This is a genomic window from Achromobacter sp. ACM02 (assembly GCF_014851605.1).
GTDB lineage: Bacteria > Pseudomonadota > Gammaproteobacteria > Burkholderiales > Burkholderiaceae_B > Achromobacter > Achromobacter aegrifaciens.
This window is the reverse complement of record NZ_JACUZY010000002.1, coordinates 743152-763241: the sequence shown is the minus strand read 5'-3', so window position 1 is coordinate 763241 and position 20090 is coordinate 743152. Positions and strand designations below refer to the sequence as shown.

The following is a 20090-nucleotide window of genomic DNA, read 5'->3' as shown; positions in this document are numbered from 1 at the left end:
GGACGCCACGCCCGCGCGCGCTCATTTCGCCGTGATATCCTGGGCCGCGATTTTCTTGAAGTGCAGTTGCAGTACGCGCGTTTCGTTGCTTATCAATCATTGTTAAGGAACCACCATGGCGCTCAAGGCAATCTGTTCGGCATTGGCCGCGGCTGCACTGCTTGGAGGCTGCGGCACCAGCGCGCCGCCCCCAGCGCAGTCGTCCCGCTACGATCAGCTCTCCCGGATTCCGCTGCAGGAAGGCTATCTTTCCAAGGCCGATTCCGCGGCGCTCAAGGACGAGCTGCTGTTCCAACGCGCGGTCCAAAGCTATCTGTGGGCCCTGCCGGCGCTGAACATCTACGCGATGAAGGAAGGCTCCGAGCGGCAGTTCGGCAAGGGCTACAACATCCTGCCGGTCTGGAAGGAACGGCTCAACGCCAACACCCTGGTCACGACGCCCAACTCCGACGTGATCTATGCCATGGGCTATCTGGATCTCAAGCAGGACGGCCCCATGGTCCTCGAAGTTCCTCCCGGCCTGCAGGGCATACTCGACGATTTTTTCCAGCGCCCCATCTGCAATCCCGCTCCGGTCAGCGAAAAAACCTGGTATCCCGCGCCCTATTCCAAGAACGTCTGGTGCGGCGACGTCGGCCTGCCCGGCCCCGACAAGGGCAAGGGCGGCAAGTACCTGGTCATCCCGCCCGACTACCAAGGCAAGATTCCCAAGGGCTACATCGTCTATCAATCGCGCACCTACAACGTCTTCGTATTCTGGCGCGCGTTCTTCAAGGATTCCGCCAACCTAGCGGAACCGGTGGAGCTGATCAGCCGCACCAGGATCTATCCGCTGGGCCAGCAGGCCGCGGCCAAGCCGATGCAGTTCCCCGACGGCTCCCAGGCCGCGCCGAACATGCTGTATCCCAACGACGGCTCGGCATTCGACATGCTGTCCCGCTTCATCGACAGCGAGTATTACGATCCCGCCGATGCGGACATGCGCGGCATGCTGGCCAGCATCGGCATCATCAAGGGACAGCCGTTCAAGCCGGACGCCCACACCCGCGAGATCCTGGACAAGGCTGCCAAGACCGCCTTCAGGATAGGCCGCGCCGTATCCTACGACCCGCCGCAGACCGTGCCGAACACGCGCTGGTACGCCGACCGAAAATGGATCAACCCCTTCCCGGCCAACACGGAGTTCACGGGACCTTCGTTCAAGTACCTGGATGCGCGTACTGGCTTCTTCGCGCTTGCTTACTCGGCCAGCCCCGCCATGGCCGTCAGCATGGCAGGCATGGGCGCCAAGTATCCGGTCGCCTTCGAGGATGCCAATGGCGATCCCCTGTCGGGCGGCAAGGCCTACAAGCTGCACCTGCCCAAGGACATCCCAGCCGGCATCTTCTGGTCCGTGACCGTCTACCGGCCCGAAACCGCGGCGGGCCTGGCCAACGGGCAGCCCTTCCCGTCCATCAACACCATGGACAAACCGGTTTCCAACCCGGACGGCTCGACCGACATCTACTTCGGGCCGGCCGAACCGGCCGGACACGGCAAGAACTGGCTAAGGACCGTGCCCGGCTCGGGCTTCTTCGTCATCCTGCGCCTGTACGGCCCGAAGCAGGAGTTCTTCGACCAGAGCTGGAAGCCCAGCGATATCGAGCCGCTGAAGTAGCACACGGTCGCAGGCGCAGGCCGGCATCACCACACCCGGAACACCCGCCCCGTCTGCGCCCCTTCCACGCTGCGGCTATACGCCAACGCAACCCGGCTGGCCGGTGCGGATTCAAAGCCCTGGAAGTACGGACCATAGGCATCCAGCGATTCCGTCAGGACCGTGGGGCTGACCGAGTTGATGCGCACGCCGCGCAGCTCCACCGCCGCGCCGCGCACGAAGCCATCGATGGCCGAGTTCACCGCCGACGCGTTGGCGCCGTAGCGGATCGGTTCATCGGTCAGGATGCCGCTGGTGAGCGTGATGGAACCGCCTTCGTTGACGTAATGCTGGCCGATCAGCGCCAGATCCACCTGCCCCAGCAGCTTGTCGTGCAGACCGATCTTGAACTGCTCCGCCGTCATTTCGGCCAGAGGGCCGAAATGCAAGCTGCCCGTGGTGGAGACGATGGCATCCACCTTGCCCACGCGCTCGAACAAGGCGCGGATGCTGCCGCTCTGGGTCACGTCGACCTGATGCTCGCCGCGCGTCTTGCCCACTGCAATGACGTCGTGGCGCTGGCCCAGTTCTTGGGCGACCGCGCGGCCGATGGTGCCGGTGGCGCCGATCAGGATGATTTTCATGGAAACTCCGATTCGTATGTTGTGGGGTGCGCCCGCGATATCGCCAGCGCTTGTGCCCATTCTGGCCAAGGGCGCGTCCCGGAAAAATCCTAAAATGGTGGGTTCACTTCACACTCAGGGTGCGTAATCCATGGACCGCCTGCTCAGCATGGAAGTCTTTGTGGCGGTCGTCGAACTGGGCAGCCTCACCGCGGCGGCGGCTCGCCACGAGATGTCGCCCGCCATGGCGGCCAAGCACATCAAGGGCCTGGAGGCGCGGCTGGGCCTGAGGCTCATGAACCGCACCACGCGCCGCCAAAGCCTGACGGAAGCCGGCCAGGCCTATTTCGCGCGCTGCAAGGTGATCCTGTCGGACATCCGCGATGCCGAGCAAGGCGCCGAAGCCATGCGCGCCGCGCCGCGAGGCCATCTGCGCATCACCTCGACCGTGACCTTCGGCTCGTTCGCGCTGGCCCCCGCCATCGCCGACTACCTGTCCGAGTACCCGGACGTCAGCGTGGACCTGACCTTGAGCGACGCCGTCGAGGACGTGGTGGCCTCGCGCTACGACCTGGCGGTGCGCATCGGCGAACCCGCCGATTCCAGCCTGGTCGCGCGCAAGATCGGGCGCTATCAGATGATCATCTGCGCGGCGCCGGCCTATCTGCAACGCCATGGCACGCCCGAAACCGCGAGCGACCTGGCGCGCCATCAATGCCTGGATTTTTCCTACTGGAACCGCCGCACCGGCTGGCGCCTGAACTCCGAGGATGGCGGCGCGGCCTACCCCGCCGGCCGCTTCGTGTCCAACAACGGCCAGGCGCTCAGGCAGGCGGCGCTGGCCGGATTCGGCATCGTGCTGCAGCCGGAACTGTTGCTGGCCGAAGATGTGCGGGCCGGGCGACTGGTCCCGATCCTGGAGTCCGCCTGGCCCGTGGCCCGGCCGATCACGCTGCTGTATCCCAAGGACCGCAAGGCCTTGCCCAAGCTCACGACCTTCGTGGAATTCATGGTGCAGAGATTCACCCGCGCCGCAAGGTGAGCGCGGCGGGCGTCGCGCAAGGTCCGCCGGGCTCCGAACCCGGCTACCGACAGGCAGCGGCCTCGTCGAACAGCCAGTCTCGGAAGGCGGCCAATCGGGGCAACTCGCGCGCCTGGGGCCGATAAACAACGTAGTAGGCCAACGCGGAGGGAACCGCCAGCTGCGGAAACAGGCGCACCAGGCGGCCGGCAACCAGATCATCATGCGCCATCACGCTGCGGGCCAGCGCCACGCCATGGCCATCGATAGCCGCCTGCAGCACCGCGGCGGAATTGTTGATCTTCATGCCGCGGGCGGTGGATACGCCTTGTACGCCGACTTTCTCCAGCCACATGGCCCAGGTCGGAAATCCCGTCTGCGCGTCCATCGAAAGATCATGGATCAAGGTCTCGCCCGCCAGCTCGGCCGGACGCTTCGCCGCCTTGCGCCGTCGCAGCAGTTCCGGGGAACAGACCGGGTAGACCTCTTCGTCCATCAGCTTTTCCGCCGCCAGGCCGGGCCAGACGCCAGCGCCATAGCGCACGCCGATATCGATCTGCTGGGCCGCGAAATCCACGGGCTTGAGGTTGGTGTCCAGGCGCACGTCGGTATCGGGCCAGGCATGCTGGAAGCGCTCGATCCGAGGCAGCAGCCACTTGGCGGCGAAAGCCGGACTCACGGCCACAGTGAGCATGCCGCTCAAGGAACCTTCCTTCAAGCGCTCCAGGCCCAGCGCCAGCTTGCCGAGCCCCGCCTGTATCTCCGGCAACGCGCGTTCAGCTGCTGCCGTGGGGACCAGCCGCGCCTTGCCGCTGGCGCCGCGATGGAACAGCGGCGCGCCCAGCCATTGCTCCAGCGCGCGCACGAGCTGGCCCACCGCAGCAGGAGTCACGTGCAGCTCGGCCGCAGCTGCCGAAAAGCTTTGATGGCGCGCACTGGCCTCGAAGGCGCGCAGCGCGTTGAGATGCGCAAGAGACTTCATGACGATAAAGTTTTTCTTTCAATTAAAGGTAGTTTATCTGGTTTGTCTGCGACTGCCTATTGGCGAAGAATATGCCCTGTCAGCAGCCAATTTCAGCATATGGCAACCAAGGTCCGGACATCACCTTGGAATAGCTTTTCTACCAACATCATGCTTATCAACGCCGATTTCTCACGCAACGCCATCGTGACGCCGGAGCAATACCAATGGGTGCCGTCGCCGCAGCACGGCGTGGAACGCATGATGCTGGACCGCGTGGGCGGCGAACAGGCACGCGCCACCAGCATCGTGCGCTATGCGCCGGACAGCCGCTTTCCGCCGCACGCGCATCCCGGCGGCGAAGAAATACTGGTGTTGTCCGGCACCTTCTCCGACGCCAGCGGCGACTATCCGGCAGGCTGGTATCTGCGCAATCCGCCGGGCTCCGCCCATGCCCCTTCCAGCAGGAGCGGCGCCACCATCCTCGTCAAATTGCGGCAGATGCCTGCGGATGAACAATCCGTCGTACGCATCGACACGCGCGATCCCGCCGCCTGGACGCGCGAGCGCGGCGGCGAAATCTGCCCGCTTTACTCCGCGTCCTATGAGCAGACTTGTCTGCGGCGCCTGCCCGCCCATGCACCGCTGCCGCGGACAGCAGCCGTGCAAGCGGAAATACTGGTTCTGGCCGGATCGATTGCCGACGGACAAGCTTCTTATCCGCAAGGCAGCTGGCTGCGGCTTGCCCGTGGCGCGCAAGCCGCACTCGACGCCGGCGCCGAGGGCGCCACCATCTATCTGAAGACCAACCATCTGCCGGACCCGAACGGCGGGAGCCAGTCGTGACGACGTCAGTGGACACCGTCATCATCGGAGGGGGACTCGCGGGCCTGTACGCCTCCCTGCTGCTGCAGCGGCATGGCGCCGGCAGCCATATGCTGCTGGAAGCACGCGACAGGCTGGGCGGCCGCATCCTGGGCGCCGGCTCCTACGATCTGGGCCCACGTGGTTCTGGCCAGCGATCCAGCCCAGGCTTGGCGCCATCGTCCGCGAGTTCGGCTTGTCTATCATCCCGCAACACGAAGCGGGTTTCATGATGGTCGAGCGTTCAGGAACGCCGGTACGTATGCACGGCTACCCCAGCCATCCGGAGTCCTTCCGGCTAACCACTGGCATGAGCGGCCTGATCGATACCCTGCTCGCACGCCTGGATCCGGCATGCATCAAGCTGGGCCGGACCGTGACCCGGCTGCATGCCACAGGCCGCGCCATCGAGGTGCATGCGCGGGACGGCGAGGGACGAGCCAGCGTCTTTCAGGCCTCGCAGGTGCTGCTGGCCGTCCCTCCGCGCCTGGCGCAATCCCGTATCGCTTTCGACCCTCCGCTGCCGAGCGCGCTGGCAACGCAATGGCGCGGCACGCCGACCTGGATGGCTCCCCATGCCAAGTACCTCGCCGTCTACGGTTCGGCATTCTGGCGCGAGCAAGACATGTCTGGCGCAGCCCGCAGCAGCCGGGGACCTCTGGCCGAGGTCCACGACGCCAGCACCCCGCAAGGTCCTGCCCAGTTCGGATTCGTAGGCATGCCAGCGGCGGCGCGCCGGTCGGCAGGCCAGGACGTGTTGATGGCCCTCTGCCGCGCGCAGCTCGCCCGGTTGTTCGGCCCCCTGGCGCTCAAACCCGAGCGGGAGTTCTACAAGGACTGGGCGCAAGACCCCGACACCTCGACGGCTGCGGACTGCAGGGATGGCGGCGCACACCCGGCAGCACCCGCCGTTGCAGCCGAGACTGGCGTATGGGCGGGTCGCTTGGCCGGAATAGCCAGCGAATGGTCCGCCGCATTCCCCGGCTATCTGGCTGGCGCCATCGATGCCGCGGACGCGGGCGTGAAGTGGCTGCTGAACTGCGCAGCACCCTCCCCCAATGCGGTCCCGCCTGGAGCCCTCGCCCAATGACACGCCTGCCTTCCACCTATCGCGCCATTCGGACCACCGCGCCCGGCCGGCTCGAATTCGTTGAATTGTCCACGCCCGAACCCGGCCCCGGAGAAGTACTGCTGCGCGTCGAAGCTTGCGGCGTCTGTGGCGCCGACGCGGCCGATATCGACAATCCGGCGCTGCAACGGCCGCGCGTCCCCGGGCATGAAGCCGTCGGCCGCATTTCGGCGCTCGGCGCGGGCGTCGACGCCCGCTGGAAGATCGGCCAACGCGTCGGCGTGGGGCGCCTGGGCGGTCATTGCGGCGCCTGCACGCAATGCCGCCAGGGCCTCTTCAATCTGTGCGCGAATCAACCGGTAGTCGGCGTTACCCGGGATGGCGGTTATGCCGAGATGATGCTGGCCCGGGCGACCGGACTGGTTGCCATACCCGACGAGCTCGACGCCATGCAAGCCGCCCCGATACTTTGCGCCGGCATCGCCACCTTCAACGCGCTCCGGAAATCCGGAGCGCAGGCCGGCGATCTCGTTGCCGTGCTGGGCATAGGCGGCCTGGGCCACATGGCGTTGCAATACGCCCGCCGCATGGGCTTGAAAGTGGCGGCAATCGGCCGGGGCCTGGACATCGCCGCTGACGCCTTGCGCCTGGGCGCCCATGTCTACATCGACAGCAACGAGGAAGACGCCGCGCAACGGCTCCTCGACATGGGCGGCGCACAAGCGCTGATCGCCACCATCACCGACACGCAGGCCGTGTCCGGGGCCATGCGCGGACTGGCTCCGCAAGGCCGCACGATGTTGCTGGGCGTGGGCCGCGACCCGCTGGCGGTGCCGCCCGGCTTTCTGGTGGGCGGCGAGCGCACCGTTGCCGGGTCCATGACCGGCACGCCTTGGGAAACTGAAAAAGCGCTGAATTTCAGCGTACTTGCAGAGGCGCTGCCCATGGTCGAGACTCTACCCCTGGAGCGCGCAGCTGATGCCTTGCTGCGGCTGAAGTCCGGCGATGCGAAGTTCCGCGTGGTCCTGACCATGGACGGCGCGCGAGAACCGTAGCGCGCTCGGCAAATCAACACCCATATCAACTAAAAGCACGACTCTCGAGGAGACCCACTTGTCCGCATCAACCCCGGCGCCATCGGCCGCACCCGGCGCTGAACTCACGCCGCAGGCGCAGCGCGGCAACATCGCCCGGCTGACAATCGCCCAGGCGCTGGCAGGCGCCAACGCCGTCGTGGTCTACGCCACCGGCGCCATCGTCGGCGACATGCTGGCGCCGGACAAGGCGCTGGCGACCCTGCCCATTTCCATCTTTGTGGTCGGCATGGCCGCCTGCATCCTTCCTGCTGGTGCCATCGCCAGGCGCCATGGCCGCCGCGCGGCATTTCTTGCCGGCACCGCCTGCGGCGTGCTGGTGGGCCTGCTGGCCGCCGCCGCCATCGTGCTGAGTTCTTTCTGGCTGTTCTGCCTGGGCACGTTCTTCGGCGGCGCGTACGCCGCCGTCGTGCTGTCGTTCCGCTTCGCGGCGGCCGACGGCGTGTCTCCCGCCAGGCGCGCCCGCGCCCTGTCCTTCGTGATGGGCGGCGGCGTGCTGGCCGGCGTGGTCGGCCCGCAGTTGGTCACGTACACGATGTACCTGTGGCCCGTACACATGTTCGCGGCGACCTATCTCATGCAGGCGGCGGTGGCAGCGGTCTCGGCCCTGGTCCTGCTGGGCGTGCACCTGCCCATGCCCAGCGCGGCCGAAGTTGCGGGCGGACGGCCGCTGGGCGTGATCGCGCGCCAGCCGCGCTTCGTCACGGCGGTGGTCTGCGGCGCCGTCTCCTACATGCTGATGAATTTCCTGATGACCGCCGCGCCGCTGGCCATGCATCTTTGCGGCCATTCCCAGGAAAGCGCCAACCTCGGCCTGCAATGGCACGTCATCGCCATGTACGGCCCCAGCTTCTTCACGGGACGCCTCATCACGCGTTTCGGCGCCGGACGCATCGTCACGGCGGGCCTGGCGCTCACCGGCCTGTCCGCGGCCATCGGCCTCACCGGGATCGACGTGGCCCACTTCTGGGTGACCTTGGTCCTGCTGGGCCTGGGCTGGAACTTCGGATTCGTGGGCGCGTCGGCCCTGGTTCTGGAATGCCACCGGCCGGAAGAAAAGACCCGGGTGCAGTCGCTCAATGACTTCATCATCTTCGGCACCATGGCGGTCGGCTCCTTCGCATCGGGCGGCCTGCTGGCGGCCTATGACTGGGCGACGGTGCTGTGGGTTTCGTTCATTCCCCTGGCGATCGCAGCGGTCGCGCTGCTGGCCGGGTCTGCCAAGTCGCGGCAACAGGCCTGAACCCGGCCGTTCGGCTCAACCGAGGTCGCCGGATACCGGCGGCCTCGCGATGAATGCCTGCTTGCCATGCCTGTCAAAACCCGCGGACTCGTAGAATCGAAGGGTCGCTTCGTCCTTTCTACCGGTCATCAACATGACCTTGTAGCAATTCCCGCCCCAGGCGAACGCCAGCGCCTCGTCGAGCACCTCCTTGGCAAGGCCCTGACGCCGGTAGGCGGCATCCGTCACCACGTTCTCGATCACGCCATAGGGCCGACAACCACGCGTCAGATTGGGAATGACGGTAAGCGTGCAGCTTGAAGCGAGCTTGCCGTCGGCATACGCGCCAAAAACCCTGTGCCGAGTGCTTTCCATCAGTTCCTGCCAGACCACTGCGACCGTTTGCGCGCCCGGCAGGGGATCATCCGCTGGATGCAGATGCCGATACAAATCCAGCAGACTCGACAACTCGGAAGCATCCAGCTCACGGATATTCATTGTTCGTTTCCTCTTCGGGGGACGCCCATTATTCCAGCAACGGCCAAGGCCGCCGCTCAAAATCGCTGGATCCCATCGCCCGACGTGTCAGACTAGCTGCCGCCCGCGGTAACGCTTGACCCTCACGCAACGTCAGGTCCCAGAGTTCGTTCCGCGCCATCAACAGGAGGAATGCCGTGCAACTGAAAGTAGGAGAACTGGCCAGGCGAAGCGGGCTGACTGTCCGCACGCTGCACCACTATCACGCGATCGGGCTGCTCACGCCTTCGGCGCGCGCCGACAACGGCTATCGGCTGTATGGCCGCGACGACATCGCCCGGCTGCATCAGATCCAGGCGCTGCGCCGCTTCGGATTGCCGTTGGCCGAGATCGGCGCTTATCTGGACCAGCCCGACACTCCCCTGGACGAAATCATCGCGAAGCAGATCGCGATGCTCGACCGCCAGATCCAGCAAGCCTCCCGGCTGCGCGAGCGTCTCGCCCAGCTGCAGGGCCAGTTGGCGCAAGGCAAGGAGCCAGAGCTGGCCGATTGGCTCACCACTCTGGAACTCATGACCATGTACGACAAATACTTTTCCCCCGATGAACTGGCCCGCCTGCCCATGTACCGCAGCAGCCAGAATGGCGACGCCGACTGGCTCGCGCTGGTCAAGGAGGTGCAGGCGCAGATGGATGCCGGCGTCGCGCCCGAAGCGGCGCAGCCGCGCGAACTGGCCTTGCGCTGGATGACCCTGCTGCTGCGCGACACCAGTCGCGATCCGCGCCTGCTGGTCAAGCTGAACCGGATGCACGAACGCGAGCCCTCGATGCAGGCGCACATGGGCATCTCTCCGGCCTTGCGCGATTACGTGCTGCAAGCCTTCTCGGAAAGCAAGCTGCGGATCTACGAGAAGTACCTCACGCCGGACGAGGCGCGCTACATGCGCGAGCATTACGGCGATCGCATTGGCGAATGGCCCGAACTGATGGCCGAGGTGCGCGACGCGCTCGACGCGGGCGTGGCGCCGGACTCGCCCACGGCCCTGGCGTTGGCCCGGCGCTGGCTGGACCTGTTCCGCAGCTATGCCGGCAACGACCCCGCCACCCAGGCGAAATTCCGCCACGCGCTGATGACCGAGCCCGAGCTCACCGCCGGCACCTGGACTGATGACGCCACCCTGTCGTTCATGCGGCAGGCAATGGGCGCGCTGGCGGCGGCGCGCTAGCGCGGGTCCGCCCGGCCATGGGCAGGCCCGCTCCCCGCCGGGCCTGCCCATTTGCTAGACTGACCAGCCCTGTCCCTCGCCTGCCCCAACATGTCCCAGGAAGTCCGCCCCGACCCCAGCGCCGACGATATCGCCAAGGAAATCTCGGCGGCCATCGTCGCGCACAAGCTGCCGCCCGGCACGCGGCTGCGCGAAGAGGCGCTGGCGGGGGTGTATCAGGTCAGCCGGACCAAGATCCGCGCCGCGCTGCTGATGCTGTCCAAGGACAAGCTGATCAACATCGTGCCGGACAAGGGCGCGTTCGTGAGCAAGCCGGACGCGAACGAGGCGCGCGAGGTCTATGCGGTACGGCGCATCCTGGAAGCAGCGCTCGCACGCGAATTCGTGGCGCGGGCAACGGCGGCTGACTACCGCCGCATCGACGCCCATCTGGCCGCGGAGCGCCGCGCGCTGGAAGGCGGCGACGTGCAGGAACGCAACCGGCTGCTCGGACACTTCCACATTCTGCTGGCCGAGACCGTAGGAAATTCCGTGCTGACGGGGATGTTGCGCGAACTCTCGGCCCGCAGCGCCGTCATCACCGTGCTGTATCAAAGCTCGCACGATGCCAGCTGCTCGTCACAGGAGCATCACGCCTTCATCGAGGCCGCCCGCGCGGGCGATGCCGACCGTGCCTGCGCGCTGATGGACGCGCATCTGGAGCATGTGCAGACGGCGCTGGATTTCAAGAACGGCGGCCGCAGCGGCGGCGACCTGGTCAGCGCCCTGCTCAGCTGAAGCCGGCCCCAGCGCTACGGCTGCGCCTGCGTCCCCGCCAGCAGCTGGCCCATGCGCTGCTGCAGCCAGAGTTCCGTCTCGCTCAGGCTGCCGCCCCTCAGCCACAGCGTACGCACGGACAACATGGGCAGGAACAGGTCCGCGCAGCGCACGCTGACGAGCTCGTTGCTGAAACCCTGGTATTCGCCGATGTTCAGCGGCAGGATGGCCCAGCCCACGCCATTGGCGGCCATGGCAGCGATGTTGTAGCTGCTGTCGGCCCGCCAGACCGACGGGCTCAGCACCACCTGGTCGACGCCGTCCATCTGCATGAGCAACTGCCGGTGACGCGCCAGGTCATTGCGCCCGACCTCGGGCAGCGCGGCCAGCGGATGGCCCTGCGCCACGAAGATGCCCTGCGCCACATTGCCCAGATGGCGATGGGCGAAGGCGCTGCCCGGATCGCCGCGATCGAACTGGAAGGCCAGGCTGGCGCGGCCCTGTTCCACGTAATCGGCGACCTCCGTCGCGGTGCCGTTGAGCTGGGTCAGCTCCAGCGCCGGATAGCGTTCGGCCAGTTCCTTCAGCAACTGGTCGGCCACCAGATAAGGCAGCCCTTCGTCCAGCGCGACGCCCAGGCGCGCTTCGCGCCCGGCGGCAAACGACAAGGCGCGCTGTTCCAGCGCGCCTGCCTGGCGCAGCAGTTCCTGCGCCTCCTGCAACATGACCTCGCCGGCGGCCGTCAGGGTTGCGTTGCGCCGCGACCGGTCGAACAACTCCACACCCAGGTCCGCTTCCAGCAAGCCTACCGAGGTACTGATCGCCGACTGCGCCCGGCCCAGGCGTCGCGCCGCCGCCGAGAACGATCCCGATTCCGCAGCGGCGACGAAATGACGTAGCTGATCCAGTGTCCATTGCATGTCGCGACTCCTCGTTATCCATCTATTTTATAGATGGTTTCAAACTTTTTTATGCGAATTGGAAGATGGATAATGGCGCCCTCTGAGACCCGGCCAATCCCGGCCCCGCCCGCGTTCGCGGCGCGGCAGGCGTTTCAGTTTCAGGAGTAGAACCATGCAGCGGACTGAACCGAACGCTGTCGCCACGGCCGCGCCCGGCCGCTGGCTGGTGCTGGCCATCGTGTCCAGTGCCTTGCTGTTGATCGTGGTCGACATGACCGTCCTCTATACCGCCCTGCCCCGGCTCACGCATGAATTGAACGTCAACGCGTCGGAAAAGCTGTGGATCGTGAACATCTACGCGCTGGTCGTGTCCGGCCTGCTGCTGGGCATGGGCACGCTGGGCGACCGCCTCGGCCACAAGCGCCTGTTCATGGCGGGGCTGGTCGTGTTCGGCACGGCGTCCCTGTGCGCCGCCTACTCGCCGGGCGCGGCCACGCTGATCGCGGCGCGCGCGCTGCTGGCCGTGGGCGCCGCCATGATGATGCCTGCCACGCTGTCCATCCTGCGCCTGACCTTCGCCGACGAGCGCGAACGCGCCATCGCCATCGGCGTATGGGCCTCGGTTGCCTCGGGCGGCGCCGCGGTCGGCCCGGTGGTGGGCGGCGTGCTGCTGGAGCATTTCTGGTGGGGTTCCGTGTTCCTCATCAACGTGCCCATCGTGCTGCTGGCGCTGCCGCTCGCCTGGCGCCTGATTCCTGCCAGCCGTCCGGACGCCTCGCGCCCCTGGGACCTGCCGGGCTCGTTGCAGGTGATGGCCGGCCTGATCCTGTGCGCCTACGCGCTGAAGGAACTGGGCAAGACCGACCCGTCCTGGCGCGACGCCGGCCTGGCCTGCGCTGCGGGCGCGGCCATGCTCGCCGTGTTCGTGCGGCGCCAGCGCGCGCGGCCTTATCCGCTGATCGACTTCGCCATCTTCCGCAACCTCAGCTTCAGTTCGGCCGTGGCGGCTGCGCTGTTCGCCGCCGCTGCGCTGCTCGGCATGGAGCTGGTGTTCAGCCAGCGGCTGCAGCTGGTCATGGGCATGTCGCCGCTTGAAGCCGCGCTCTTCATCCTGCCGCTGTCGCTGGCCGCTTTCATCGCGGGTCCGCTGGCGGGCTGGCTGCTGGGCCGCGTCAACAGCGCCACCATGCTGTTCCTGTCGTTGCTGGTGTCGGGGCTGGGCATGACCGGCTACCTCCTGAGCTATGACGCGGCGCTGCTGCCGCAGATGGTCAGCCTGTGCGTACTGGGCGCCGGCATAGGCGCCACCATGACCGCGGCGTCCAGCACCATCATGCAGAGCGCCACCCCGGAGCGCGCCGGCATGGCGGCCTCGATCGAAGAGGTGTCGTACGAGCTGGGCGGCGCGCTGGGCGTCACCCTGATGGGATCGATCCTGTCCGGCGTCTATGCGCACACGCTTGCCGTGCCGGTTGGCCTGCCCCAGTCCGACCTGGCGCGCGACAGCCTGGACCAGGCCCTGATCGTGGCGGACGGACTGTCGTCGGACCTGGGCATGGCCTTGACCCGCCTGGCCAAGACCGCCTTCGACACGGGCTATGCCGCAGTCATCGCCACCGCGGCGCTGATGCTGCTGGTCACGGCGGGGTTCGTGCTATTCAACCGGCGGCGCATGGCAGCCTGAAACAGGCCTGCCATGCCGGCCCCGGCTCAGCAGTTGCGGAAGGCGTGGTCCATGTCGGCGATCAGGTCTTCCTCGTGCTCCAGTCCGATCGACACGCGCACCAGCCCCTCGGACACGCCGGCCGCGTCGCGCTCGGCCGCCGGAACGCCGGAATGCGTGGTGGACGCCGGATGGCAGATCAGCGATTCGGTGCCTCCCAGGCTGACGGCCGACTTGAACAGATGCAGCGCGTTGATGAAGCGGAACGCCTTGGCGCGCCCGCCCTCAAGCACGAAGGCGAAGGTCGAACCCGGCCCGGTGCACTGGCGTTTGTAGACTTCCTGGTAGGCCCGGTCCGCAATCATCTCCGGATGGAAAATCTGCACTTTTTCATGCGGATTGCCGGACAGCCACTGGGCCACCTTGGTCGCCGTGCGCGCGGCCTGCTTCATGCGCAGCACCACGGTCTCCATCGAACGCGTGATCATCCAGCAGGAATGCGGGTCCAGCTGAGAGCCGAACGCGCTGCGGATGGCTCGCACCTTCTTGACCAGCGTCTTGCTGCCGGTGACCGCGCCCGCAACCAGGTCGCTATGGCCGCCCACATACTTGGTCAGCGAATACACGCACAGGTCCACGCCATGCTCGGCCGGTTTCTGGAAGATCGGGCCCAGCAGGGTGTTGTCGCACACCGACACGGGACGATAGCCGTGCCGCGCTTCGAAGGCGTCCAGCTCATTCTTCATGGCCTCGAAATCGATCAAGGCATTGGTCGGATTGGCGGGCGTTTCAACAAAAAACAGACGCACCGGCCCCTGCGCCGCCGCGGCCTCCAGCGCTGTGCGCATGCTCTTGGCCGACAGGCCGTCCTCGACGGCATGCGAACCTATCCCCCACTCCGGGAAAATCTTGGAGATCAGGGTTTCGGTGCCGCCATACAGCGGCACGGATTGCACCAATTGATCGCCGGGCCGCAAGAATGCCAGGAACACGGCGCTGATCGCCGACATGCCGCTGGAGGTCACCGCGGCGTCTTCCGAACCATCCAGCAGCGCCAGGCGGTCCTCAACGATTTCCAGGTTGGGATGGTTGAAGCGGCTGTACACCAGCCCCGCGGACTCGCCCTGGGGCAAGGGTTTGCGGCCCGAAACCAGGTCGAAGAACGCCGCGCCATCCTCGGCCGAGCGGAACGCGAAGGTAGACGTCAGGAACACCGGCGGCTTGACCGCGCCCTCCGACAGGAAGGGGTCGAAGCCGTACGACATCATCTGGGTTTCGGCATGCAGCGGGCGGCCGAAAATGTCCTTCTTGTGGTAGCTGGAATAACTCATGCTATGCCTCTCTGTCTGGTTTCCGGTGCCCGGCCGGGCCGTCGGGCTGGCGCTTCACGCATGCGAAAACAATAGCGCCGCCCGCCTCGGGCTGCATGGAAGAATGACAGTAGCCGGCCGCAAGAGTCCTTCCGCTTGCATCGTCCGGCGAGGACAGTGAGAAACAATATTTCCCCTTATGGGGATTTCCTGAAAGGCGCTGCCTGATTACCTCAACTTGGCGCAATCGACAGGAAAATCATGAAACCCGCGGAGGATGGCTGGCGCAGCCTGCCTGCGGCCGCGCCCTACATCACCCCGGGAACAACGCGGTTGCGGCCCTGCCGCTTGGCTTGATAGAGGCCGCGGTCGGCCACCTGGATCAGGTCGGTGCAGGGCTGGTCGCCTTGCGGCACCGCCGTGGCCGTGCCGATGCTGACCGTCAGCCACGGGCCGTCGCCAGTGTCCTTCTGCGGAATCTGCAAGGCTTCCACCGCGCGGCGCAGCTTCTCGGCGGCCAGGCGCGCGCTGCCGGCCGGGGTGCCAGGCAGCACCAGCGCGAACTCCTCGCCGCCAAAGCGCGCCGCCAGGTCGGTGGAGCGATCGCAGCTGGCGAAGATGGTGTTGGCCACCCGCTTGAGCGCCTCGTCGCCAGCGATGTGGCCGTAGGTGTCGTTGTAGGCCTTGAAGTGGTCCACGTCGATCATGAGCATGCTGATTTCGCGGCCGTCGCGGCGCGCACGCTGCCACTCGGCATTGAGGTATTCGTCGAAATAACGGCGATTGCCCAGGCCCGTCAGGCCATCGGAATTGGTCAGCCGGCGCAGCTCCATATTGCTTTCCAGCAATTGCTGCTGGCTCTGGCGCAAGGCCTGGTAGGCCTCGTCGCGCTGCACCAGGGCCAGGTAGGAGCGCGAGTGGTAGCGGATGCGCGCCACCAGCTCGATGGAGTCGGGCAGCTTCACCAGATAGTCGTTGGCGCCGGCGGCAAAGGCCGCGCTCTTGATCGCCGGATCTTCCTTGGTGGACAGCACGATGATGGGGATATCGCGCGTCACCGGATGGCCACGGTACTCCTGCACCAGGCTCAGTCCGTCCACGCCCGGCAGCACCAGGTCCTGCAGGATGACGGTGGGCCGGGTCTGGATCGCCACGGCCAGCGCCTTTTCCGGATCCGAGCAATAGTGGAAGTCGATGTTGCCCTCCGTGGCCAGGGCCCGCCTGATGGCCTCGCCGACCATCACCTGGTCGTCGACGAGCAACACCATGGCCGCATGCGAATGCAGGTTCGCCGAAGCCGAGCTGTCAATGGGAGGTTGCATAGTGAGTCCTTGAATGCTGTCGAGGTCCGCGCGCTCAGGCAAAGGCCTGGATCACGCGGGGAGCGATTTGGTCCAATGGGCGGATTTCCACGGCCGCCTGCATGGCGGCCGCGGCCTTGGGCATGCCGTAGACGGCGCTGCTGGCCTGGTCCTGCGCAATCGTCAGGTAGCCGCGTTCGCGCAGCGCCTTCAGCCCGCGCGCGCCGTCCTGGCCCATGCCCGTCAGCAGCACGCCGACGGCCAGGCCGCGCCAGTGCTGCGCCACGCTATGGAAAAAAACGTCGATGGAAGGCCGGTACAGGCTTTCCTTGGGAGTTTCGGTGTAGCGCAGCGTGCCGTCGGCCAGCATGTGCAGATGGTCGCCGGTGCCGGCCAGCAATATCTGGCCAGGTTCGGGCCATTCGCCCTCGCGCACCAGCCTGACGGGCAGCGGCGCCTGTTCATTGAGCCAGTCCGCCATGCCCGCGGCAAACGAGGCGTCCACGTGCTGTACCAACACGATGCCCGCGGGGAACTCCGGCGGTATTCCCTTCAGCAGATGCGCCAGCGCCGGCGGACCACCAGCCGATGCGCCGATGACCAGGAGCCGCTTGGCATCGCCCTGTTGCATGGGCCGGGCCACCGGCGTCAGGGCAGGCCGCTTGCCATAGCGGCCGATCAGCCAGCCCACGTTGCGGATCTTGCGCAGCAGCGGCGCAGACGCCGTGCGCATGTCGCCGCTGCCGATTACCGGGGTATCTGCCGCGTCCAGCGCCCCATGGCCCATGGCGTCGAACACGCGCGAGGTATGGCGCGCCACGTCGGCGGTCACCACCACGATCGCGCAGGGTGTTTCGGCCATGATGCGGCGCGTGGCTTCGACGCCGTCCATGATGGGCATGATGAGGTCCATCAGCACCACGTCCGGCCGGTCGCGGGCGCACAGGTCCACGGCCTCCTGGCCGTTGGTCGCGACCCAGGCGAGGTCCAGCCCCGGCTCCAGCGCGATCGCGCGCCGCAGCACTTCCACTGCCATCGGCATGTCGTTGACGATTCCGACTCTCACGTGCGCGCCTTTCCGATCAGGTCTTCCACCGCGTCGAGCAGCGCGTCGTCATGGAAGCTGCCCTTCGCCAGATAATAGTCGGCGCCGGCGTCCAGCCCGCGCCTCCTGTCCTCTTCCCTGTCCTTGTACGACACCACCATCACCGGCAGGCCCTGCAGCTTGGGATCGGCCTTGATGCGCGACACCAGTTCAATGCCGTCCATGCGCGGCATGTCCACGTCGGTCACGACCAGGTCGAACGACTCGCTGCGCAACATGTTCCAGCCGTCCATGCCGTCCACGGCCACGGCCACGTCGAAGCCGCGGTTCAACAGCAGCTTGCGTTCCAGCTCGCGCACCGTAAGCGAGTCGTCCACCACCAGCACGCGCTTGCGCCGCCGCGCCTGTTCGGCCGCGCCCGCGCCGTCCACCCGGCTCAGCTGTCCGCCTTCCACCAGCTTCTGCACCGACACCAGCATGTCTTCCACGTCGAGGATCAGCAGCGGCGTGCCATCGTCCATCAATGCGCCCGCCATCACGTCCTGCACCTTGCCCAGACGCGGGTCCAGCGGCTGCACCACCAGCGTGCGCTCGCCCACGTAACGGTCCACGGCAACGCCATAAAGCCGGTCGTGGTCGCCCACCAGCACCACGCATACCGTTTCGGAGGCCGGCGCGGCGCCGCCCGTGCGCAGGATCTGGCGCGCGGACACCAGCCCGATCTGCCGGTCCATGAAGCGGAAATGCTGATGCCCTTCGAGCTGTTCGATGTCTTCGGCGCGCACTTGCAGCGCGTGGTTGACGTAGGCCAGCGGGAATGCGTAGATCTCTTCCTGCACCTCGACCAGCAGGCTGCGCACCACCGAGAGCGACAAGGGCATCTCCAGCATGAAACGGGTGCCCTGCCCCGTCTGCTGCTGGATGCGCACCGCGCCGCGCAACTGGCGCACCATGGTCTGCACCACGTCCAACCCCACACCGCGCCCCGAGATCTCCGTGACTTCGCCGCGCGTGCTGAAGCCCGACAGGAACAGGAACTCCAGCAGCTCGGCCTCGGTCAGCCGGGCCGCGGTTTCCGCGCTGGCCAGCTTGCGCTGCACCACTTCCACGCGCAGCCGGTCCAGCGAAATGCCGGCGCCGTCGTCGCTGAGTTCAATCAGCAGCATGCCGGCCGCATGGCGCGCCGACAGCCGGATACGGCCTTCGGCCGGCTTGCCCGCCGCCAGCCGGTCCTGCGGCATCTCGATGCCGTGGTCCACCGCGTTGCGCAACAGGTGCATCAGCGGCGCGTCGAGCTTTTCCAGGATGTCGCGATCCACCTGGGTGGACTCGCCTTCGATTTCCAGCCGCACCTGCTTGCCCAGCGCGCGGCCTACGTCGCGGACCATGCGCGCCATGCCTCCCACCCCGTCGCCGAACGGCCGCATGCGGCAGGCCAGCGCGGTGTCGTACAGGCGCTGGGCCAGGTGGCCCATGCGCCAGCCGAATTCGTCGACCTCGCTGGTGCGCTGCGACAGCTCCTGCTGGCATTGCTGGACGATGCGCAGGGCATCGTCCAGCGCGGCTTGCGCCTGCGCGTCCAGCGCCTGGCCCGCCAGGGCCGCGCGCACGCCGTCCAATGCCTGGACCGCGCCCGCCTGCATGCGCTTCAGACGCAGCATGGACGCGCCAAAGGGCGCGATCCAGTGCGACTCCACCAGGGTCTCGCTGGACAGGCCCAGCAATTTGTTGAGGGTGTCAGCCGTCACGCGCAGCACGCGTTCGCCCTCGCCCAATCCCGCGTCCGAACTGCGCCTTTGCACCGCTGCGGCGGGCGGTTCATCCAGGACCGGAATCGGCGGCAGGAAATCCGAGGGCTTGGGGACCGGCGCGGCAGCCTGCGCTGCCGGCAACGCAGGCGCATTGCTCAGGCGCTTCACCAGCTCGTCGATCTCGCTACCCAGCTCCACACCCGGCGTGGCCACGCGCTGCAACAGGTCCGCGCCCATCAGCAGGGCATCGATGTCCGCGGCCTGCAGCCGCAGCCGGCCTTCGCGCGCCTCAACCAGGCAATCCTCCATGGCGTGCGCGATGCGCACCGCCGGATGCAGATCGACGATGCGGGCCGCGCCCTTGAGCGAATGGGCCGCGCGCATGCAGGCTTCCAGCTGCGGCGCGGACGTGGGGTCGTGCTCCAGGGCCAGCAGGCCCTTGTTCAGCACCTCCACCTGGGTGCGGGTCTCCAGCTGGAACAATTCCAGAAGCGAGGCATCGCGCATCTGATCCGGATTCACGCCAGGCTCCGTTCCAAAGCTTGCATCAGCAAGGTCTCGTCCAACACGCCCACGGCGCGGCCGCCGCAGCGGGCCATGCCGCGCGAGTACTTGAGGCTTGCGCCCTCCACGGTCGCGGGCAGGGGCTCCAGCCCGTCCAGGTCCACGGCGTGCATGCCTTCGACCTCATCCACCGGCACGACCACCGCGCGGCCTGCGCCGCCCAGTATCAGCATGCGCGCCGTGGCGGGCCGCTCGCGCGCGTCCTCCGCTGCCGCCTCCAGGCCCAGCAGGCGCGCCAGCGACACGCACACAGTGAGGGAGCCGCGCACATTGGTCACGCCCAGCATCGCCGGATCGCGCCGGTGCGGCAGGCTCAGGATGCTGCGGGTGCCGGCCACTTCGTCCAGCGCCCGGGTCGGCAGCCCCAGCCATTCGCGGTGCACGCGGAACACCAGCAGCGAAGACAGCCTGGCGCGCTCCTGCTGGGCCTCTTCGACGCCCTGCTCTTCCATTTGCGGCGGCAGACGGTCAAGTATGCGCTTGGCCGCCGCCGCATAGACCGGACAATTGCGGCAATGCACGTGGTCGGCCAATTGCGCGCAACTCTTGTCGCCGCGGATGCCGATGCGGTTCCAGCAGTCGTCCACGTCGGACAGCACGCCCAT

17 protein-coding genes and 1 pseudogene are annotated in these 20090 nt (G+C 66.9%); 9 read left to right on the top strand and 9 right to left on the bottom strand.

Annotated features, from left to right (window positions below):
* The first annotated feature begins 115 nt into the window (after positions 1 to 115).
* A complete protein-coding gene (locus IB258_RS08345; protein WP_192352424.1) occupies positions 116 to 1657 on the top strand; it encodes a DUF1254 domain-containing protein in 1542 nt (513 codons plus the stop codon).
* Between the two features lie 26 nt (positions 1658 to 1683).
* On the opposite strand, the gene IB258_RS08340 is transcribed toward IB258_RS08345, so the two are convergent.
* Positions 1684 to 2280, bottom strand: coding sequence for a short chain dehydrogenase (locus tag IB258_RS08340; RefSeq protein WP_192352423.1), 597 nt, complete (start codon positions 2278 to 2280; stop codon positions 1684 to 1686).
* Between the two features lie 130 nt (positions 2281 to 2410).
* Here IB258_RS08340 and IB258_RS08335 point away from each other — a divergent pair, with 130 nt between their 5' ends.
* Positions 2411 to 3301: a LysR family transcriptional regulator gene (locus IB258_RS08335; protein WP_119451399.1), complete on the top strand. Its 891-nt coding sequence runs from the start codon at positions 2411 to 2413 to the stop codon at positions 3299 to 3301.
* A 43-nt stretch (positions 3302 to 3344) separates the two neighbouring features.
* On the opposite strand, the gene gcvA is transcribed toward IB258_RS08335, so the two are convergent.
* A complete protein-coding gene (gcvA, locus tag IB258_RS08330) occupies positions 3345 to 4262 on the bottom strand; it encodes a transcriptional regulator GcvA (RefSeq protein ID WP_119451398.1) in 918 nt (305 codons plus the stop codon).
* 150 nt (positions 4263 to 4412) lie between these two features.
* Here gcvA and IB258_RS08325 point away from each other — a divergent pair, with 150 nt between their 5' ends.
* From IB258_RS08325 to IB258_RS08310, 4 genes and pseudogenes are all read left to right on the top strand, one after another.
* Complete coding sequence (locus IB258_RS08325) at positions 4413 to 5087, top strand: cupin domain-containing protein (protein ID WP_192352481.1); 675 nt, start codon at positions 4413 to 4415, stop codon at positions 5085 to 5087.
* Positions 5084 to 6195, top strand: a pseudogene (locus tag IB258_RS08320) (flavin monoamine oxidase family protein). Before IB258_RS08325 ends, IB258_RS08320 begins: the two are co-directional and overlap by 4 nt.
* Positions 6196 to 6200: 5 nt before the next feature.
* Positions 6201 to 7229: an alcohol dehydrogenase catalytic domain-containing protein gene (locus IB258_RS08315; RefSeq protein ID WP_192352480.1), complete on the top strand. Its 1029-nt coding sequence runs from the start codon at positions 6201 to 6203 to the stop codon at positions 7227 to 7229.
* A 58-nt stretch (positions 7230 to 7287) separates the two neighbouring features.
* Positions 7288 to 8511, top strand: coding sequence for an MFS transporter (locus tag IB258_RS08310; RefSeq protein WP_192328200.1), 1224 nt, complete (start codon positions 7288 to 7290; stop codon positions 8509 to 8511).
* A gap of 15 nt (positions 8512 to 8526) precedes the next feature.
* Here IB258_RS08310 and IB258_RS08305 read toward each other — a convergent pair whose 3' ends face one another.
* On the bottom strand, positions 8527 to 8988 hold the full coding sequence (locus IB258_RS08305; protein WP_192352422.1) for a GNAT family N-acetyltransferase: 462 nt from the start codon (positions 8986 to 8988) through the stop codon (positions 8527 to 8529).
* Positions 8989 to 9164: 176 nt separating this feature from the next.
* On the opposite strand from IB258_RS08305, the gene IB258_RS08300 reads away from it, so the two are divergent.
* Positions 9165 to 10193 carry a MerR family transcriptional regulator gene (locus IB258_RS08300; protein WP_192352421.1) on the top strand — a complete coding sequence of 343 codons (1029 nt, stop codon included), beginning with the start codon at positions 9165 to 9167 and terminating at the stop codon, positions 10191 to 10193.
* A gap of 90 nt (positions 10194 to 10283) precedes the next feature.
* Entirely contained in the window at positions 10284 to 10970 is a 687-nt protein-coding gene (locus IB258_RS08295; RefSeq protein ID WP_054456386.1) for a GntR family transcriptional regulator, read from the top strand.
* 14 nt (positions 10971 to 10984) lie between these two features.
* On the opposite strand, the gene IB258_RS08290 is transcribed toward IB258_RS08295, so the two are convergent.
* Entirely contained in the window at positions 10985 to 11869 is an 885-nt protein-coding gene (locus tag IB258_RS08290) for a LysR family transcriptional regulator (RefSeq protein ID WP_054456385.1), read from the bottom strand.
* Positions 11870 to 12023: 154 nt separating this feature from the next.
* Here IB258_RS08290 and IB258_RS08285 point away from each other — a divergent pair, with 154 nt between their 5' ends.
* Entirely contained in the window at positions 12024 to 13535 is a 1512-nt protein-coding gene (locus IB258_RS08285) for an MFS transporter (protein WP_054456384.1), read from the top strand.
* 26 nt (positions 13536 to 13561) lie between these two features.
* On the opposite strand, the gene IB258_RS08280 is transcribed toward IB258_RS08285, so the two are convergent.
* The 5 genes from IB258_RS08280 to IB258_RS08260 all read right to left on the bottom strand — a co-directional run bounded on the left by IB258_RS08280 (position 13562) and on the right by IB258_RS08260 (position 20090).
* Positions 13562 to 14845, bottom strand: coding sequence for a cystathionine gamma-synthase family protein (locus tag IB258_RS08280; RefSeq protein ID WP_054456383.1), 1284 nt, complete (start codon positions 14843 to 14845; stop codon positions 13562 to 13564).
* Between the two features lie 287 nt (positions 14846 to 15132).
* On the bottom strand, positions 15133 to 16146 hold the full coding sequence (locus IB258_RS08275) for a PleD family two-component system response regulator (protein ID WP_054456382.1): 1014 nt from the start codon (positions 16144 to 16146) through the stop codon (positions 15133 to 15135).
* 34 nt (positions 16147 to 16180) lie between these two features.
* Positions 16181 to 17191, bottom strand: coding sequence for a chemotaxis response regulator protein-glutamate methylesterase (locus tag IB258_RS08270; protein ID WP_054456381.1), 1011 nt, complete (start codon positions 17189 to 17191; stop codon positions 16181 to 16183).
* Positions 17188 to 19443, bottom strand: coding sequence for a hybrid sensor histidine kinase/response regulator (locus tag IB258_RS08265; protein ID WP_192352420.1), 2256 nt, complete (start codon positions 19441 to 19443; stop codon positions 17188 to 17190). The genes IB258_RS08270 and IB258_RS08265 overlap by 4 nt, the downstream gene beginning before the upstream one ends.
* The gene (locus IB258_RS08260) at positions 19440 to 20090 is read right to left on the bottom strand and encodes a chemotaxis protein CheW (RefSeq protein WP_175213772.1); all 651 of its coding nucleotides are present in this window, start codon (positions 20088 to 20090) and stop codon (positions 19440 to 19442) included. The genes IB258_RS08265 and IB258_RS08260 overlap by 4 nt, the downstream gene beginning before the upstream one ends.

Bases quoted from the DNA above. Each gene is read 5' to 3' on its own strand.
- IB258_RS08345 (WP_192352424.1), top strand. From the start codon at position 116: ATGGCGCTCAAGGCAATCTGTTCGGCATTGGCCGCGGCTGCACTGCTT.
- IB258_RS08340 (WP_192352423.1), bottom strand. From the start codon at position 2,280: ATGAAAATCATCCTGATCGGCGCCACCGGCACCATCGGCCGCGCGGTC.
- IB258_RS08335 (WP_119451399.1), top strand. From the start codon at position 2,411: ATGGACCGCCTGCTCAGCATGGAAGTCTTTGTGGCGGTCGTCGAACTG.
- gcvA (WP_119451398.1), bottom strand. From the start codon at position 4,262: ATGAAGTCTCTTGCGCATCTCAACGCGCTGCGCGCCTTCGAGGCCAGT.
- IB258_RS08325 (WP_192352481.1), top strand. From the start codon at position 4,413: ATGCTTATCAACGCCGATTTCTCACGCAACGCCATCGTGACGCCGGAG.
- IB258_RS08305 (WP_192352422.1), bottom strand. From the start codon at position 8,988: ATGAATATCCGTGAGCTGGATGCTTCCGAGTTGTCGAGTCTGCTGGAT.
- IB258_RS08295 (WP_054456386.1), top strand. From the start codon at position 10,284: ATGTCCCAGGAAGTCCGCCCCGACCCCAGCGCCGACGATATCGCCAAG.
- IB258_RS08290 (WP_054456385.1), bottom strand. From the start codon at position 11,869: ATGCAATGGACACTGGATCAGCTACGTCATTTCGTCGCCGCTGCGGAA.
- IB258_RS08285 (WP_054456384.1), top strand. From the start codon at position 12,024: ATGCAGCGGACTGAACCGAACGCTGTCGCCACGGCCGCGCCCGGCCGC.
- IB258_RS08280 (WP_054456383.1), bottom strand. From the start codon at position 14,845: ATGAGTTATTCCAGCTACCACAAGAAGGACATTTTCGGCCGCCCGCTG.
- IB258_RS08275 (WP_054456382.1), bottom strand. From the start codon at position 16,146: ATGCAACCTCCCATTGACAGCTCGGCTTCGGCGAACCTGCATTCGCAT.
- IB258_RS08260 (WP_175213772.1), bottom strand. From the start codon at position 20,090: ATGGGCGTGCTGTCCGACGTGGACGACTGCTGGAACCGCATCGGCATC.